The organism is Actinoplanes sp. NPDC051388 (assembly GCF_055586225.1).
Window position 1 is genome coordinate 520907 of record NZ_JBVJIP010000003.1, and the last position, 17128, is coordinate 538034.

At 71.4% G+C, this 17128-nt stretch carries 15 protein-coding genes; 4 read left to right on the forward strand and 11 right to left on the reverse strand.

The window, feature by feature from the left end; translation table 11 throughout:
* Entirely contained in the window at window positions 1–1734 is a 1734-nt protein-coding gene (locus ACZ6TI_RS10885; RefSeq protein WP_465344790.1) for a vWA domain-containing protein, read from the forward strand.
* 7 nt (window positions 1735–1741) lie between these two features.
* On the opposite strand, the gene ACZ6TI_RS10890 is transcribed toward ACZ6TI_RS10885, so the two are convergent.
* The 10 genes from ACZ6TI_RS10890 to egtA form a co-directional block, all read right to left on the reverse strand.
* Window positions 1742–3766, reverse strand: coding sequence for a hypothetical protein (locus tag ACZ6TI_RS10890; protein ID WP_465344791.1), 2025 nt, complete (start codon window positions 3764–3766; stop codon window positions 1742–1744).
* Window positions 3763–4941 carry a hypothetical protein gene (locus ACZ6TI_RS10895; protein ID WP_465344792.1) on the reverse strand — a complete coding sequence of 393 codons (1179 nt, stop codon included), beginning with the start codon at window positions 4939–4941 and terminating at the stop codon, window positions 3763–3765. Before ACZ6TI_RS10895 ends, ACZ6TI_RS10890 begins: the two co-directional genes overlap by 4 nt.
* Complete coding sequence (locus ACZ6TI_RS10900) at window positions 4929–5951, reverse strand: protein phosphatase 2C domain-containing protein (RefSeq protein ID WP_465344793.1); 1023 nt, start codon at window positions 5949–5951, stop codon at window positions 4929–4931. Before ACZ6TI_RS10900 ends, ACZ6TI_RS10895 begins: the two co-directional genes overlap by 13 nt.
* Window positions 5952–5979: 28 nt before the next feature.
* The gene (locus ACZ6TI_RS10905; protein ID WP_465344794.1) at window positions 5980–6759 is read right to left on the reverse strand and encodes a vWA domain-containing protein; all 780 of its coding nucleotides are present in this window, start codon (window positions 6757–6759) and stop codon (window positions 5980–5982) included.
* Window positions 6756–8234, reverse strand: a complete 1479-nt coding sequence (locus ACZ6TI_RS10910; RefSeq protein ID WP_465344795.1) for a DUF4407 domain-containing protein — start codon at window positions 8232–8234, stop codon at window positions 6756–6758. Before ACZ6TI_RS10910 ends, ACZ6TI_RS10905 begins: the two co-directional genes overlap by 4 nt.
* A 2-nt stretch (window positions 8235–8236) precedes the next feature.
* Window positions 8237–8893 carry a hypothetical protein gene (locus ACZ6TI_RS10915; protein ID WP_465344796.1) on the reverse strand — a complete coding sequence of 219 codons (657 nt, stop codon included), beginning with the start codon at window positions 8891–8893 and terminating at the stop codon, window positions 8237–8239.
* Between the two features lie 309 nt (window positions 8894–9202).
* Window positions 9203–10162 carry an L-histidine N(alpha)-methyltransferase gene (gene egtD / locus ACZ6TI_RS10920; protein WP_465344797.1) on the reverse strand — a complete coding sequence of 320 codons (960 nt, stop codon included), beginning with the start codon at window positions 10160–10162 and terminating at the stop codon, window positions 9203–9205.
* On the reverse strand, window positions 10159–10899 hold the full coding sequence (egtC, locus tag ACZ6TI_RS10925) for an ergothioneine biosynthesis protein EgtC (protein WP_465344798.1): 741 nt from the start codon (window positions 10897–10899) through the stop codon (window positions 10159–10161). Before egtC ends, egtD begins: the two co-directional genes overlap by 4 nt.
* Window positions 10899–12197, reverse strand: coding sequence for an ergothioneine biosynthesis protein EgtB (egtB, locus tag ACZ6TI_RS10930; protein WP_465344799.1), 1299 nt, complete (start codon window positions 12195–12197; stop codon window positions 10899–10901). The genes egtC and egtB overlap by 1 nt, the downstream gene beginning before the upstream one ends.
* Window positions 12194–13420: an ergothioneine biosynthesis glutamate--cysteine ligase EgtA gene (egtA, locus tag ACZ6TI_RS10935; RefSeq protein ID WP_465344800.1), complete on the reverse strand. Its 1227-nt coding sequence runs from the start codon at window positions 13418–13420 to the stop codon at window positions 12194–12196. Before egtA ends, egtB begins: the two co-directional genes overlap by 4 nt.
* A gap of 600 nt (window positions 13421–14020) precedes the next feature.
* Between egtA and ACZ6TI_RS10940 the strand changes: the two genes are divergently transcribed.
* From ACZ6TI_RS10940 to ACZ6TI_RS10950, 3 genes are all read left to right on the forward strand, one after another.
* Window positions 14021–15304, forward strand: a complete 1284-nt coding sequence (locus ACZ6TI_RS10940; protein WP_465344801.1) for a hypothetical protein — start codon at window positions 14021–14023, stop codon at window positions 15302–15304.
* Between the two features lie 46 nt (window positions 15305–15350).
* Window positions 15351–15515, forward strand: coding sequence for a hypothetical protein (locus ACZ6TI_RS10945; protein ID WP_465344802.1), 165 nt, complete (start codon window positions 15351–15353; stop codon window positions 15513–15515).
* 206 nt (window positions 15516–15721) lie between these two features.
* The gene (locus tag ACZ6TI_RS10950) at window positions 15722–16534 is read left to right on the forward strand and encodes a Bax inhibitor-1/YccA family protein (protein WP_465344803.1); all 813 of its coding nucleotides are present in this window, start codon (window positions 15722–15724) and stop codon (window positions 16532–16534) included.
* An 89-nt stretch (window positions 16535–16623) separates the two neighbouring features.
* Here the strand turns inward: ACZ6TI_RS10950 and ACZ6TI_RS10955 are convergent, their stop codons facing one another.
* Entirely contained in the window at window positions 16624–16821 is a 198-nt protein-coding gene (locus ACZ6TI_RS10955) for a hypothetical protein (protein WP_465344804.1), read from the reverse strand.
* Window positions 16822–17128 lie beyond the last annotated feature (307 nt).

Genomic DNA, 17128 nt, shown 5'->3' on the forward strand with positions numbered 1-17128 from the left:
ATGCCGGACCCGATTCCGCTGATCCTCGGCTCCGAGCCGGTGAAGCGCGTCGCGATCGTGAGCAAGGGCCGGAGCCCGTCGGTCGCCGTCGTCTACTCCACCCGGGACGGCGATCTCGAGGTGCTCGACGGCGGCAAACCGATGCGCTGGTCGGACAGCATGTTCACGAAGTACCGGATGCGCTACGAGGTGGACATCAGCGACCACCACCTGACCATCCCGTTCGTCGAGCAGCCGCTGCCGACGCAGGACGACATCTATCACTTCCACGCCGAGGTGAGCGTCTCCTTCCGGGTCACCAGCCCGGCCGAGGTGGTGCGGCGCAACGTGCCGGACGCGGTGCCGCTGGTGCGCGGGCATCTGCTCGGCGCCTGCCGCCCGATCACCCGGATGTATTCGATCGAGGACGCGGAGGAGGCCGAGGCCGCCATCCACGCCCGCTTCCGGCGGGACACCTCCATCTATGGCGGCATCACGATCCACGCGGTCAGCGCGCGCCTGTCGCTGGACGAGGCCGGGCGCGCCTGGCTCCAGCAGATCCAGCAGGCCCGCCGGGACGAGCAGGTCAAGGCCGAGCAGCACCACTCCAGCGTGCGGGACGTCGGCCGGGAGAACGAGATCAACCAGCTCAGGCAGGGTGGCGAGCACACCCTGCAGGATCGGGAGCGGATCCGGCTGGGCGGTGCCCCGCTGGACAGCGCCCGGCTGATCCAGCTGCATCTCGAGCGCAACCCGGGGGACACGCTCGGCGCCGCCAGGCTGGCCGCCGAACTGGAGGAGGCGGAGCGTCAAGAGCGGATCCGGCAGGACATCCAGGCCCGTGAGGTGCTGATCAGCCTGGCCGAGGGCGGCCACGTGCAGCAGGAGGACGTGCAGTCGCTGCTGGACGCGACCGTGCGGCGGCTGGCGGGCTCGGCCGAGCAGGTCATTCGCACCACCGCGTCGGTGCAGGCGCCCGCCGCGGCGCCCCCGCCCGCGCCGCCCGCCGCGATCGGCTGGGACGCGCCGCTGTCCGGCTCGATTCCGCTGCCCGGAGACGATGCGCCCGGAGCTGATTCGTCCAGAGTGGACTCGGCGGCCGGCGCCGACCCGAAGCCGCCGGCGAACGTCCTGCCGGTCTATCTCGTGATCGACGAGTCGCCGGCCGCCGAGCGGTGGACCGACGAACTCAGCGACGCGATCCAGGATCTGCACGACGCCATCGAGGCGGAACCGGCGGCCCGGTCGGCGATCCGGCTGTCGGTGCTCGGCTTCGCGGAGAAGGTCTCGGTGCGGATGCCCCTCGCGCCGGTGGAGCGCGGCCGGCGACTGCCCACGCTGGTGACCCGCGGTCCGGCCGATCACGCGGAGCTCTTCCGCTGGCTGACGGAGAACGTCCCGGCCGAGATGAACGACCTGCGGGCAGAGCATTCTTCGGTACGCGGGCCCGCGATCGTCCTGCTGACCGCGTCCCCGGCGCCGGACCGGGAATGGCCGGCTCCGCGCCGGGACCTGGCCGTCCGTCTGCGCCGCGCGGACGTCATCGTGGCCGGGGTGGGCGGCGCGGTGGCCGCCGAGCTCGCCGAGTTCGCGTCCTTCCCGGACATGGCGCTCGTCGCGACCGACGGGCCGGAAGCGGCGATCACCCAGTTCTCCGACTTCCTCCGGCACCACCTCATCGACTGCGGCCGTGCCGCGCACGACGGCACCGAGGGCCCGCAGCTGTCCGCGCCGGCCGGCTACCGGCTCGCCTGACCGGACGTCAGCGGGTCTGCTCCAGCACCGACACGGTGCCGCGCCCGATCACCCCGACCAGCACCGCGAGACCGAGCAGGCTCACCAGCCCGCCCAGGGCCAGCAGACCCCAGGCCACCAGCACCGTGGCGATGCCGAGCAGCACGATCAGGGCGATCGCCGGACGTGGCCGGCGGCCGCGCGCGCCGGCCAGCAAACCCGCGCCGACCGCGACCGACATCACCAGCCAGATCTCCAGCCAATGCGCGGCCCACGGCGCGAGACCCGGCGCCGAGGGCAACGCGACCCCGGCCAGACCGGCGATCACCGCGACCGGCAGCGCGGGCACGCCGCAGGCCGCGCCCAGCACGGCGAGACGCGCGGCGACCAGGGTGCCGTACCCGGTGTCGCGCCGGTCGCGCTCCACCGCGCCGCGGTCGGTCACCAGATCCAGCTGCGCCACCAGCACACCGGTCAGGACGGCGATCAGCGCCAGCACGGGCACGGTCGCCGAGGCGAACGCGGCGACGCCGGCCAGGACCATCGGCGCCAGGGCATAGAGCGCGAGGGCGCCGGCGCCCCGCCGCCAGAACAGCAGGACCTGCTGACGCAGCATGGTCGGCAGGCCGGCGAGCGTGCTTTCCGGCTCGACCGTGAGGTCCCACCTCGGCAGCGGCGGCACCGAGGCGTTTCGGGCGGCCGGACCGAGGCCGTTCGACGGCGCCTCCAGCGTGGCGAGCCACTCCGCCCAGCTCCCGTGCCGTCCGCCCGACGGCGGCCGGCCGGGCGGTCCGGCGTGGCGCAGCCGGCCGTCCCGGTCGATCACGACGACCGTGTCCGCCAGGTCCAGATTGGACATCGCGCCGGTGGCGACCACGATCGTGCAGTTGGTGTCCCGGCCGATGGTGCGCAGCCGGGCCATCAGATCGTGGTCGCGGCCGACCGAGTAGGACGTCGCCGACTCGGGCACGATCAGCAGCCCGGGCCGGCCGACCAACTCCACGCCGACGGCGAGCCGCTTCTGGCCGGCGTCGTCGAGGGTCCGCACCCAGGAGCCGCGATGGTCGTCGAGCCCGACCCAGGCGAGGATCTCGTCGATTCGTTCCGGCTCCACCTTTTCGGCCTGCAGCGACGCCGCGAGCTGCAGGGTCTCGCCGACGGTCAGGGTGCCGTGCAGATCGTCCGCGGCCGGCACCCAGTGCGTGAGCGGATCGGCGCGGCGGCTCGACCCGGCGATCCGGATCGTGCCGCTGTCCGGACGGTAGCCGCCGATGATCAGGCCGAGCAGCAGCTGGACGGAGTTCTGCTCCGGGCCGGTCACCGCGACGAAGTCGCCCGCCATCAGCGTGAAGGTGACCCGGTCGAGCATCCGGCGCCCGCCCCGGCGCACGGTCACGTCGCGGAACTCCACCGGCAGGGCGCGCTTGCCGGTGACCCCGGTCGGCACGGTCACCGTCCGGGTGCCGGCCCGGAAACGGGTACCCGGCTCGAGGGTGGCCGACATGACCGACTCGCCGCCGACGTGGATCTCGCCGTTCACCGCGGTGATCCACCAGGCGCCACGGGTGTCCGCCTCGAAGACGGCGTGCCGGGGCACCACCGACGGATCGTCCAGCTCCAGGTGCGCGCCGGTGCCCGGTGGCCCGATCACGTACTGCGGGGTGTCCGGCGGGGGACCGGCCGACGCGGCCGGCTGGCGATCCGCCTCCCGCTGTTTCGATTGCCGCTGTTTCGATTCCCGCTGCCTCGGCATGGATGCGCGGGTGTCGCTGAACGGCTCCGCGGTCAGCCGCACCTCCACCCGCCCGGTGGGCAGCTCGATCATGTCGTCGTGCACCGGCCGTCCGTTGACCCGCAGCTCGGGCGGGCACTCGGCGGGCCCGCGGTTGAACGACCACATGCCGAACTCGCAGACGAAGTAGCAGATGCAGGTCGACCGGTTGGGCGGGTTGGCCGACACCCGCAGGGTCTCCAGGTCGATCCACAGATAGTGCGCGTCCTGATCGAGCAGGCGGCGCTCGCCGTCATCGAGGATCAGCAGCAGGGAGCTCACAGCGTCACCTCTCCCATGGACATGGACAGGGTGACCAGGCCGCACAGCACGGCCATCACGATCAACGCGGCGACCAGCACGACCTTGCCGCGGTGGGTGAGCGCGGCCCACGGCGGCGGGTCCGGAGCCGGCTCGGCGGTCTGCACCGGCCGGGCCGGGAAGGCGCCGAGCACCGGATCGGGCAGCCGGAACCGAGCCGGCACCCGGAAGGAGTCCGACGAGCCGGGGAAGCGCGGCTCCGGAACCTTGCGGGTCGGATCGAGTGGCTGCCGGGCGGACCGGTAGTGCCGGGGGCCGGGCGGGACCTCGCTGTTCGGGATGTGCACGACGGCTCGGGCGCGCGGCGCCGTCCAGCGATCGACGAGCTGCCGCCACTGATCCAGATCGACCTGCCCGGGCCGGCTGGAGGTGGCCAGCAGCATCGCCGACTCCGGGCTGGTGACCCGGCGCAGCCGATCGTCGCGCACCTCCGGCAGGGCGAGGTCGTCCAGCAGCACGGCCGCCGACATCCAGGCCAGCCGGGCGATGTCGGTCGCCCGGCTCGGCCGGTCCAGCCCGGGGATCGCGTTGGTCATGTACGCGGGCGCGGCCGCCGGCCCGACCCGTCCCCACGGCCCGATCATCACGTCACAGTCCACATAGAACACCGCCGAGCCGGTCGCCGTGCACAGGACGTTCAGCTCGCGGACGTCGTTGACCAGCACCTGCTGGGCGTGGAACCAGAGCAGGACCTCCGCCGTGCGGCCGAGCGCGGCGTGCTTGACCTCGAGCGTGGCGCCGGGTCGCACGGTGCCGGCCGCCTTGAGCCGGATCAGGTGGGCCAGTTCGTGGGGCCGGTTCCCCTCGGTCCGCTGCGCGAAGAACCGGTCCGGCGCGAACGGCAGCAGCACCCCGCGCAGGGCGCCGTTCTCCCGGACGCGGTACCGCGGCCAGGCGGCGACCCGGTCCAGCTCCGCCCGGTCGACGTCGGACAGCCGGTGCCGCCAGGCGATCAGCTTGCCCAGCGCGTGCTGGTCCGCGTCCGCCCGGAAGGCGTCCGTGTACTCCTTGTAGACGTACTCCTGGCCGCCGAACTCGCAGCTCCAGAGCGTCGAGTTGCCGGAGTCGGCCCAGGGCAGCAGCTGCGGTCGGGCCAGTTCGCCGGACTCCGCCCAGTGCTCGTTCAGCGTATCCAAACCGCCACAGCCGCTCTGTCGTCGGTGAAGTGGTCGTCCTCGAAGTCCACCTGTGCCATGAAGTCCAGGGGCGCCGGCGGCCGCTGCCACCGACCGGCGAGCTCGCGCCCGAGCGGCGAGTTCGGGTCGAGCGCGCCGGCGAAGCCGTCGCTGGCCAGCAGCACGACCGAGCCGCCGGCGAGTTTCTGGCTGGCCCGATGTGCCGAATCGCCGGGGAGGTGGCGGGTCACGTTCTCGGTGCTCTTCCCGCGCTCGTGGTGCAGCACCGCCCAGCGGCCGCCGCGCAGCGCCCACGCCTCGGAGTCGCCGACGCCGATCGTGGTCACCTGGGTGCCCGACGAGGTGCGCCGGATCTCCGCGACGACCAGGGTGGTCGCGCCCTTCCGGCCGCGTTCGTTGAAGTCCTGGACCGCGGCGTTCGCCTCGGACAGCATCAGCAGCGGATCGTCGGCCGCGCCGAGCCGCTCGCCGCAGCGCAGCGCCTCGCGAACCGCGCGACGTGCCGCCTCACCCGAATCCGCCATCGAGCCGAGCCCGTCGGCGACGACCGCGAACAACGCGTTCCGCCGTTCGTTCCAGACCACCCCGAGCGCGTCCTGGCAGGGGGTGCCGTCGAAGCGGTGGCGCAGTCCGCGGTGGGTGGACGCCCGGATCACCAGCCGCGGATCGTCCTCCGGGCCGCAGTAGCCGTGGCAGAGCGTCGAGAACCACGGGCCGTAGATCAGCACCTCGCTGTTCAGCCAGGGCTCCGGTGGGGTGCGGGCCCGCTTGCGCAACACGAGCTGCTGCACCTGGCGGCCGACCCCGGACGGTGAGAGCCGAACCGAGCCGGACGATCGCGGCGACTGCCGGGGCGGGGGCGGCCGCCGCACGCGGACCGCCGGCAGCCCGTTCGACGCCCGGACGTCGCTGCCCGCTTCGTAGACCTGTCTGGAGCGGTCCTCGCGCAGCCTGCGGATGAGATAGAAGCCGGCGGCCACCAGCAGGAACACCGCGGCCACCACGATCACCGGCGCCCACCCCACGGGTCTGGTCGCCTCAGTCGCGAGCACTGCGCTGCCCGTCCACCCGGATCATGCCGGCCGGTGTCTTGATCGTCAGCTGGCCGGACCCGGCCGAGGTGGAGATGCTGCTGCCGATCGCGTCGATCACGCTCTTCGAGAGCTGCACGGTGTTGTCCGGATCGCGGGCGATGAAGGCGTTGCGCTCGCCTTGCGCGTCGCCGGTGGCCAGCAGCCAGAGCGCGTCCTCGTCGGCGCCGGGCAGGCCCAGGGACACGATCCGGGCCTCGATCGGGGCGCTGGTCAGCAGGTCCCGTTCGCGCAGCCAGGTGGAGTCCTTCTGGTCGGCCCCGCGGGCATAGGCGCGGCCGTCGGTGATGAAGAAGATCCACGGCCGGGCGATGTCCACGTTGTAGTCGTCCCGGATCCGGCTCTGCTTCACCGTCCGTACGTCCTTCTTGTGCTGCTCGACCAGGAACCTGAGCACCGCGGCGTAATCGGTGCCGTAGCCCTTCGTGGGGATGGAGATCGTCGCGGCCTGCTCCAGCGAGCTGATCCGGCGCAGGATCTCGGGCCGGTCGTTGAAGGCCACCACGCTGATCGAGGCGAGCTGGTTGGTCACCGGGTGCTCGGCGAGCAGCCGCAGCATGCGCGGGATGCGGCGGATGAACTGGGTGAGCGGCGCCGCCTCGTGGCCGCCGTTGTGCCGGGGCGACCACATCGACTTCGACGTGTCCAGCACCATGTAGATCATGTACGCCGGGACCGTCGACTCCGGCGCGTTCTCGAACGGCGCGGTCGGTTGCTCGGTGGTCATCGGTTGCCTCGCTCGGGGTGCTGGGCGCGGTACTCCTGCGTGGTCCGGAACTCCTGCGTCTCCTGCTCGCCCGGATCCTCGACGTCCAGCACCTGATGCCCGGTCCAGCCCCGGCCGGACGGGCCGATCGCGACGTTCATCAGGTGCTTCTCCATCGCGTCCATCAGCTCGTCGCGCCGTTCCTCGAGGTTGGCCCGGTGCACCCGGGTCTCCTCCTCGACCAGGTCGAGGTTGCCCCGGAACCAGGTCTCCGTGCGGTGCCGCACCAGGTCGCCGTAGCGGCGGTGCTTGTCGAGCTCCTCGTCGGCCCGCTTGCCCTGCACGCCCTCCTGCTGGACCAGCCACTTCTCCAGGATCCGGTCGTAGGACGTGCTGCCGCTCAGTCCTTTGAGGATGACCGGCAGCGCGTCGACGATGATGAAGAAGAGCCGGATGGACCAGAGGGTCACCGCGACGTAGGAGTTGGTCGACACCAGCTCGTCCAGCGCGCGGAACCGTTCGAGCAGGCCGACGCGTCCCTGCCGGGCGCGTACCTCGGAAAGGTCTTTTTGAATTGCCGTGGTGAGCGCGGCGCTGTAGTCGTTGCGGGCGCCGCCGACCTGGTCCGTGAGCTCGGCGATCTGGGCATTCAGCTCGGAGAGCTTCTTACCGTTCTCGTCGATCTTGTGGTCCGCGCGGTACTGGTCGGCCTCGTTGCGCAGGCGCCGGCAGTTGATCCCGACGCCGGGCACGCCGGTGGTCTCCGGGTTAGCCGTGCCGTTGCACTCGAGCCGGCTCTTGCGCTGCAGATCCTTGTACGCCGCGGCGTCGGCGTCGACGATCTTCTTCAGATCCCCGGCCTGCGTCCGCAGCGTCTGCATCTGGATCTGCAGCGCCTCCGGCGAGTCGCCCCCGAGCACCAGCCGCAGGTCGTCGCACCGGGCCTGCTTGGCCTCCGGCCCGGTCGCCGCCTCGGTGCCCGGGATCGGGTTGCAGGTGCGCAGGTCGCTCTCCCGGGTGACCAGCTCCTGCTGCCGGTCCTTGGCCACCTTCTCCTCGATGGCGGTGCTGTAGACGCCGAGCAGCAGCGGCTCGGCCAGCACGATGCCGAGGACGATCGACAGGCCGAGCCGGGGGAGCAGCTTGGACAGCACCCGTCCGGTGCTGCCGACCACCGCGGACGACATCAGCCAGCGGTCCAGGCTGAGGATGAACAGTCCCCACATCGGCACCGCGAAGACGATGAACGGTTGGAAGCCCCCGAACATGAAATAGAGGGCCGCGGCCATCGAGAGCATCGCCATGAACGCGGTGCCGACCACCACCCCGCCCATCGAGGTGTATCGGGCCCGCTCGCTCGGCACGTGGCTGAGCACGTCCTCGCGGACGCCGGTGGCGAGGCGCAGGACGCGGCCGAGACCCCAGTGCGGCGGCTCCGGCTGGACGACGTCCAGACCGTCCATCTCGGCGCGTCGGCCGTGTTCCCCTTCGGGCATGATCAGTCACCGTCCGGCGGGTAGGAGTCGTCCTGGTCGTCGTCGAACGACCGGCGCTTGTCGTCGTAGCGGTCGTCGCCGTAGTCGTTGTCGTCCCGGCCGTCGAGCAGCCGGCCGCCGGTGTCGGGGGTGTCCGAGCTGATGCCGAGCGTGACGTCGATCAGCTCGACCGCCATGCCCGGGATGGACGGTGGATCCAGCGTGGCGCGGGCCAGCGTGCGCGCGAGGATCCGCTGCTGGATCTCCGGGTTGTCGGCGACGTCCTCACGCGCGCCGAGCATCAGCACCTTGCGGTCGCTCAGGAGGTAGGCCAGCAGTTTGACGCGTACGTCCCAGCAGCCGCCCTCGAGCACCCGGACGGCGTCGGTCACCTGACACTGGTAGCTGGCGCGCACCACGACGCGGCGCCCGCGGCTGATCGACGGCAGCAAGGCCACGGTGGGCACCAACTGCTGTTTGGTGATCACGACGGCGACCATCGTCGCCTTCATGACGACGTCCGACGAGAGCATCTTGCCATCCGGCGGCGCCATCGCGAATCGCTCGTTGGACTGAAAGACGAGCACCGAGCCGCCGACCTGCACCGGCAGCTCCTGCGGCCGTCGCCGGGTCTGCCGGAACATCCGCCGCGGCAGCGGGCTCAGCTGCGCCGACTCCACGACCGGGTATCCGGGTTCTTGCTGGGGGAAGTTCGAATCGGAGGGAAACTCCAACAAAGACAAGGCCGTTCCCCCTTGTGGCCATGATCCACATTGCATGGTTCGACACGGCCACCCCGGCCGGAGGGCAAGCATTGCAGCGGCCTCCGGCCGGGAACCAGCGGTTGTCCGGATGAACGTGCGGTGGACAACGGACACCGCCGTGCAGCGGCCGCACGATGGGCGTTCACCGATCCGGATCGCCCCGGGGAACTCCTGTCGATCAGGTCGGCCGGATCGGGCGCATCCGATCGGGTGACGACCCCGGCGTCACAACGCCCGTGCGAGTGACACCGCGAAGAGGCCGTCCGCGTCGGTCCACCAGTGCTCCAGCGCGAAGCCCGCTTCGGCCAGTTCCTTCTCCACCCCCTCGCGGCGGAACTTGGCCGAGATCTCGGTGCGCACCTCTTCGCCGGCCGCGAACTCGACCACCAGGTCCACCGCCGGAATGGTGATCCGCATCGGCCACCGCGCCCGCAGGCGCATCTCGATCCACTCCTGCTCGGCGTCCCAGAGCGCCACGTGGGCGAAGCCGTCCAGGTCGAAGTCGGCGTTCAGGCTGCGGTTGAGCACGCGCAGCACGTTGCGGTTGAAGTCGGCGGTGACGCCCGCCGCGTCGTCGTAGGCCGGCACCACCACCCGCGGGCTCTTCACCAGGTCGGTGCCGAGCAGCAGGCACTCGCCGGGCTCGAGCACCGCCCGGATGTCGGCGAGGAAGGCCGCGCGCTCGGCGGGCACCAGGTTGCCGATGGTGCCGCCGAGGAAGGCGACCATCCGGGCGTCCCCGCCGGGCAGGTGCCGCAGGTGCCGGGTCAGGTCGCCGACGATGGTGTGCACCCGCAGCCCGGGATGGTCGACGCCGATCCGCTCGGCGGCCGCGCTGAGCGCGGTCGGTGACACGTCCATGGGTACGAAGGCTTCCAGCGTCCCGTGCGCGGCCAGCGCGTCGAGCAACAACCGGGTCTTGGTGGAGTATCCCGATCCCAGCTCGATCAGCGCGCGGGCGCCGGTGTGCCGGGCGATCTCCCCGGCCCGATCCCGCAGGATCTGCCGCTCGGTGCGCGTCGGGTAGTACTCCCGCAGCTCGGTGATCTGCTCGAACAACTCGCTGCCGCGGGCGTCGTAGAACCACTTCGGCGGGAGCCATTTCGGGTCGTCGGTCAGGCCGGCGACCACGTCGGCGCGCAGCGTGCGCGCCAGGTCGTCGGCGTCGAGATGAACGTCGATCATGCTTCTCCCAGCGGGGTGAGGACGACGTCTGCGGAGTCCGCGACGAGCAGCGTCCGATCGGGTACCGGCTGCCAGCCGGGTTCGTCGAAGGGTTCGGAGGCGACCAGGACGGATTCGCCGTCCCGGCGCACGGACAGGGAGTGGCCGAACGTGGTCGCGACGATCGACGAGCCGTCGGTCATCAGCAGGTTGAGCCGCGAACCCGGCGCCGCCGCCGCGACCGCGGCCACGGTGCCGGCCACCGCCCGGGCCGGTCGGTCGCCGGCCCGCAGCCGGTCCCGGACCAGCGTCCAGAGGAACGCCGCGTCGGTCGGCGCGTCCATCGTCAGCAGGTCGGCTGCGGGCAGCGCGGCGGCGAGCTTGGCCACCGAGTCGGGCCAGCCGGCCACCACGCCGTTGTGACTGAACAACCAGGTGTCGTCCCCGAACGGCGCGGCCGCGGTCTCCACCACCGGCATGCCGACGGTGGCGCTGCGCACCGCGGCGAGCAGCACCCGCACCTCGGTCGCGGCGGCCAGCCGGGGCAGCGTGGTGTCACTCCACAGCGGCGTGGCCCGGCGGTAGCGGATCACCCCGGCCGCGGAGTGCCAGCCGATGCCGAACCCGTCGGCGTTGATGGTGCCGCCGCCGCGCATGTCCCGCGGCGCCCAGGCCTGGTGTGCCAGCCCGTGCGGCGGGTCGAAGAGCAGCCGCGACATCGGGATCGGCGGTCCCAGATAGGCGACGTGCCGGCACATCAGGCGTTCCGGGCGCAGCGGAAGCCGCTGAAGATCTGCCGCCGGATCGGGTAGTCCCAGTTGCGGAACGTGCCGCGGCAGGCGGACCGGTCGGTGCCGAACGAGCCGCCCCGGAGCACCTTGTAGGACGGGCCGAAGAAGACCTCCGAATATTCCCGGTAGGGGAACGCGGCGAACCCCGGGTATCCGTGGAAGTCGGACGAGGTCCACTCCCACACGTCGCCGATCAGCTGATGCACCCCGTGCGCCGAGACGCCGTCCGGATAGGCGCCGACCGGCGCCGGGCGCAGGTGCCGCTGCCCGAGGTTGGCCTGCCGCGGCTCGGGCGGCTCGTCGCCCCACGGGTAGCGGCGGGACCGCCCGGTGGCCGGGTCGTGCCGGGCCGCCTTCTCCCACTCCGCCTCGGTGGGCAGCCGCTTGCCGGCCCAGGCCGCATATGCCTCCGCCTCGAAGAAGCAGACGTGCACCACCGGTTCGTCCTCGACGATGCGTGCGGTCCGGCCGAAGCTCGTGCTCGCCCAGCCGTCCCCGTCGCGTTGCCAGTGCATCGGCGCGGTCAGCCCGGCGGCCTGGCGATGGTCCCAACCGGCCGGGCTCCACCAGCGCTCGTCGTCGTAGCCGCCGGCCGCGATGAACGCCGCGTAGGCGCCGTTGGTCACCGGCGCACGGTCGAGGTGGAAGGCGGGCACGTCGACGCGATGCGCGGGCCGCTCGTTGTCCAGCGCCCACGGCTCGGTGTCGGTGCCCATCGTGAACGGTCCGCCGGGGATCAGCACCTCGCCGCTCGCCGGCGTGGTGGCCGGCGGTGGGGGCGGCGCGCTGAGCACCGGGCCGCCGGTGCGGAGCTGATGGGTGGCCAGCATCGTCTCGTCGTGCTGCTGCTCGTGCTGGATGATCATGCCGAACGCGAATCCGTCGCCGGCCAGTCCAGGAGCGTCCAGCCGGGTGTGGTCGAGCACGTCGAACACCTTGTCGCGCACCTCGGCCACATAGCGCCGGGCCTCGGCCGGCCCGAGCAGAGGCAGCGCCGGCCGGTCGCTGCGGGCATGCTTGAACGCGTCGTACAGCTCGTCGATGTCACGGCGCACCGGCTCGCGGCCGCCGACGTCGCGCACCAGCCAGAGCTCCTCCTGGTTGCCGACGTGGGCCAGATCCCAGACCAGCGGCGACATCAGCGGCGAGTGCTGGCGGGTCAGGTCGCCGTCGTCGACGCTGCCGGTCAGCGTCTCGGTGCGGGTGCGGGTGCGGGCGAGTTCCTCGGCGACGAAGCCGCGCAGTCTCTCGGTCTCCTGGGTCATCTCTGCTCCTCGCGCAGGCGTCGCTGGACGATGTCGATCACTTGGGTGCGGACCGGCTCGGCCAGGCCGAGCCGGTCGAGCCGGCGGCAGGCCAGGTCGAGCACGGCGGTGGCGGTGCGGCGCACGCCCGGGTCGGCCAGACCATCGCGGCTGGCGGTCACCCAGTGCCGCTCGGCGGGACGGGCGAGATCGAGGGCCGCGTCGGTGGTCTCCGCATCGGCGAGCAGCGCGGCCACCACCGCCACCGGCGCGATCCAGTCCGTGCCGGGCTGGGTGTCGAGGTAACGGATCTCGAGGTAGCCCCGCGGGCGGACCGGCGGGAACAGGGTGCTGAGGTGGTAGTCGACGTCGGCCTCGGTGGGCCGGTCGGGCAGCGCGCCACGAACCCAGTCGCCCAGCGTCAGGCCCGGCGGGGCGTCCCAGCAGCCGTCCGCGCGGCGCAGGCAGAGCAGCGGGGCGGCCAGTGCGTAACGGACCCAGGCCGCCGCGGGATCGGCGGCCGGTGCGCCGACCGGCCGGGTGATCCGGGGATCCATCCCCCACCAGGCGGCCATCCGGGCCGAGGCCCAGCCGGTGTCGCGGCCGGCGTGCCGTCGCGAGTTGGCGAAGGCGGCGATCAGCGGGGGCCCGAGCGCGGTGACCGCCGCCCACCGGGTGGCGAGCTGATCGGCCGGCCCGGCGTCCAGGCAGACCTGCAGGCCGGCGGTGCTGCACATCATGATACGGCCGTGCGGGCCGTGGGCTTCGAAGGCTCGTTCCATCGCGTCGTAGCGCGGGGTGCGGATCACCCGGTGCGGCGCGCGGCGCTGGTCGATGCCGTGCCGGCCGAGGGCCAGGCCGGCGTCGGCGAGCAGCCGGGTGAGGTGTGCGAGATCGGTGTCGACGGCGGCGTGCAGGGCGCCGATCGTGGGCGCCGGTGCGGAGGAGATCTCCAGCTGGCCGCCGGGCTCGACGGTGAGTGCGCCGCCGCCGGCGAGGGGAATCGGGGGATCGGGTGGGTCGAGGGTGGCCGGGGTGTGCGGGCCGAGTGCCGCGCGGAGGGCCTCGGTGTCGAGCGGCGCCCCGGGCGCCGCGGTGGGGTGAACGGTCCATTCGAGCTCGGCGCCGATGCGGGTCGGCGGCCCGGTCTTGAAGCAGATGGCGCGGATGCGCGCCTCCACCTCGTCCTGGTCACGCAGCGTGCGGCTGGTGGCCGTCGCGGTGTTGCGGTCGAGCGCCGTCATCGGACGAGGCCCCCGTCAGTCGCTATCGGTAAGGCATTGGTCACGATTTTGGACCCTACGACGGGGGTCCGACGAAAGTGCGGCTTCGGCCGGTCTCGGCCACCGACAAGGCGCTCCAGAAATGCCCCTCTGGCTGCGCAAATGATCAGTGGAGTGACGCCTGTCACTGTGTGATCGGCCGGCCCGTCGGGCGGCGGCGCCCGGAGGAGTCGGTCGCGCTTGGCCGGCGCCACTGAACCGGCTCGACAGTTAGCATTCTTTTGATTTATCGGCCCCATTTCCACGGTTATGGGAATAGCGCGAAAAAGGCAACTCGGGGGTATGTTGTCAGGCTGCTATGTGGAAGTCGCGAATTGTGGATCGAAGATAAACGAACGATAACGATCATGAGGCCAGGCGGGCTGGCGCTCACGTTCTCATGAAATCGCGGCTTGCGCAGCCATCCATCAACGGCCGGAACGTCGACCTCGGTGGGCTGCGGCAGCGGACGGTGCTCGCCACGCTGCAGGGGCTCGGCGTCGCGCCGGATGGCATTCCGGCGGATCTGCAGAGCGCGGCGGGCTCTATCGCAGCCTGCTCAGCGGCAAGCGGCTGCTGCTGGTGCTCGACAACGCCCGCGACCTGAGCGGGGTGGCGCCGCTGCTGCCCGGCTCGCCCGGCTGCATGGCCGTGGTGACCAGCCGCGACCAGCTCTCCGGGCTGGCCGCGGCCTACGGCGCCCGGCTGGTGATCCTCGATCTGGTGCACGCGTCGGAGGGGCTGGCCCTGCTGCGCCGCCGGCTCGGATCGTCCAGAGTGGACGACGAACCGGAGGCGGCGGAGGCGATCGTGGCGAAGTGCGCCGGGCTGCCGCTGGCCCTGGCCGTGGTGGCCGCGCGGGCCGCGGTGCACCCGGACTTCCCGCTGGCCTCACTGGCAGCGGAGCTCGGACGGGCCGAGGATCTGCTCACCCCGTTCGACGGCGGTGCGCCGGCGGTCGACGTGCGGGCGGTGCTGTCCTGGAGCTACCAGCTGCTCAGCAACCCGGCCGCGCGGATGTTCCGGCTGCTCGGGCGGCATCCGGGGCCGGACATCGAACCGAATGCGGCGGCCAGCCTGACCGCCGCGCCGCTGATCCAGGCGCGGCACCTGCTCAGCGAGCAGACCCGCACGCATCTGCTGGCCGAGCGCACGCCGGGGCGGTTCCAGTTCCACGATCTGCTGCGTGCGATACGACGTCGACGACCTGCGCCGCAACATCGGGGTCATTTTCCAGGACTTCATCCATTACGAGGCGACGGTCCAGGAGAACATCGGCTACGGCCGGGTCAAGGACATGCACGACCGGGAAATGGTCCGCAAGGCGGCCGCCTCCAGTCGCGCACAGGCCTTTCTGGAAGGGCTGCCGTCCGGTTACGACTCGATGCTCGGCAAGCTCTTCGAAAACGGCAACCAACTGTCCCTCGGGCAATGCAGAAAGTGGCGCTGGCCCGCGCCTTCATCAAGCAGGCCCCGGTGATGGTGCTGAACGAGCCGACCGCGTCGATCGACGCGGAGGCCGAGGAGGAGATCTTCGGCCGGTTGCGCGACATGGCGAAGGGCGCGACCTCGCTGCTCATCGCGCACCGTTTCTCGACGGTACGGATGGCCGACCACATCATCGTCATCGAGCAGGGCCGGGTGGCCGGACAGACCTCGCACGACGTGCTGCTCGCGGCGGAGGGGATCTACGCGCGCCTCTTCCTGCTGCAGGCCTTCGACGAGAGCGAGAGCCGCACGCTGCCGGCGCCGTGGCCTCGGCCCTTCTCGCTGGAGCCGGCGCCGCCGATCTCGCCGTCCGACAACCCGCGCTGGCCGGCGCCGCGGGAGCCGGAGATCCCGCACATCCTGCCCTTCCCGCTCTGACACTGTCCGATTTCACCGGCTTACCGATTCGCCAAGGAGACCTCTCATGATCGAGATCAAGATTCCGCCCTACGACACCGACCGCGGTGACGGCACCGAGTCCCGGTATCACCTGCACCCGTATCCGTTCCCGCCGCTCACCCCGGGCCGGCCGAAGCGGGCGCCGGGCAAGACCCCGCCGATCATCGTCATCGTCCCCGAGACCATTTGACGTTCTCATCGCCGCAGCCGGGGCCTCACCCAGAGGCCCCATGAGCCCCCTGCAGTGCCTCCAGTCACACTTACGCCCGCACCAGGGGCGGCTGGCGGCGGGCTCACAGGCTGTTTACAGCTTTGCAGGTCACCAGTTCGGGTAAGTTGCGCCTACTCTTGAACGGCACACGAAGCGTGCCTCAACCTCAAGGGAGGCTGGACACAGTGAAGACAACCAACCCGGTGCTCTCGCGCCTCGGCCAGGCGGCCGAGCGGGAGCGATCCGCCGGGTATCCCCCGGCCGCTGGTCAGCCGGGTTACGGTCAGCCGTACCCGTCGGAGGCGGGCGGATATCCCGCAGCTCCGCCGGCCGTGCAGCCGATGACCATCGACGACGTCGTGGTCAAGACCGTCGTCCTGCTCGGCATCGTCGGCGTCTCCGCCGTCGCGGCCTGGAACCTGATCCCCGACTCTCTGCTCGGCCCGGTCTGGATCGGCGCCGCGATCGTCGGCCTGGTCCTCGGTCTGATCATTTCGTTCTCCCGGGTGGCCAACCCGGCGCTCGTGGTCACCTACGCGGTGGTCGAGGGCGCGTTCGTCGGCCTGGTGAGCAAGACCTTCGAATCGTTCTACAACGGCATCGTGCTGCAGGCGGTGCTCGCCACGTTCGGCGTGTTCTTCCTGATGGCGGTGCTCTACCGCGCCCGGGTGATCCGCGCGACCCCGAAATTCGCCCGCGGCCTGATCGCCGTCATGGGCGGCCTGTTCGCGGTCATGCTGATCAACTTCGTGTTGTCGCTGTTCGGCGTCAACACCGGCCTGCGTGACAACGGCATTCTCGGCATCGGCTTCAGCCTGGTCTGCATCGTGGTCGCCTCGCTCAGCTTCATCCTCAGCTTCAACGAGGTCGAGGAGGGCGTGCGGATGGGCTTGCCGCAGCGTTACTCCTGGACCGCCGCGTTCGGCATCCTGGTCAGCCTGATCTGGCTCTACCTGGAGGTCCTCCGCCTGATCAGCTACTTCCAAGGCGATGACTGACAGACCCGACTGAAGAAGCGACGACCGGCGGTTTCGCCGATCGCCAGCAGCGCCCGGCCGTCTCCCCACGGTCCGGGCGCTGCCCCATTTCAGGCGCGAGATAAGCCGCGAACGCGCCGGACGGCGTTCATCCGCGCCCCGCGCATGGCCTGCGGCCCCTTCGACACGGCCTGCCGCATCTGCGCCTGCTTCTGTTTCCGCGACTCGGCCTGGGCGGCGGATTGCTGTTCTTGCCGGCGCAGGGCCTCTTGCACCTGGTCGGACGTCTCGTCGGCCGAGGCCAGCACAGCTGACTCGAATTTCAGGATCTCTGCTCCATCGGAATGGTGGAGTCGTCGGCCGATCCGACGATCACGTTGAGCCGCTGCTCGATCTGAGCCCAGCCGGCTGATGCAAGCTCTGCGACTCCTGCATGTGCTCGTTCTCGTCGACCGGGCCGGCCGATGCCCGATTCCCAGGGCGATCCGCACCGGCGTCGACCGACCCGATGCCGGGCTCCAGCTTGACGACAATTCGTCGACCGAAGCCGAATGAATGCCCACCCGCCGCGCCTTGCGCCGACCCGGCTCCAATCAAATGAACGCCCGTCGCGTC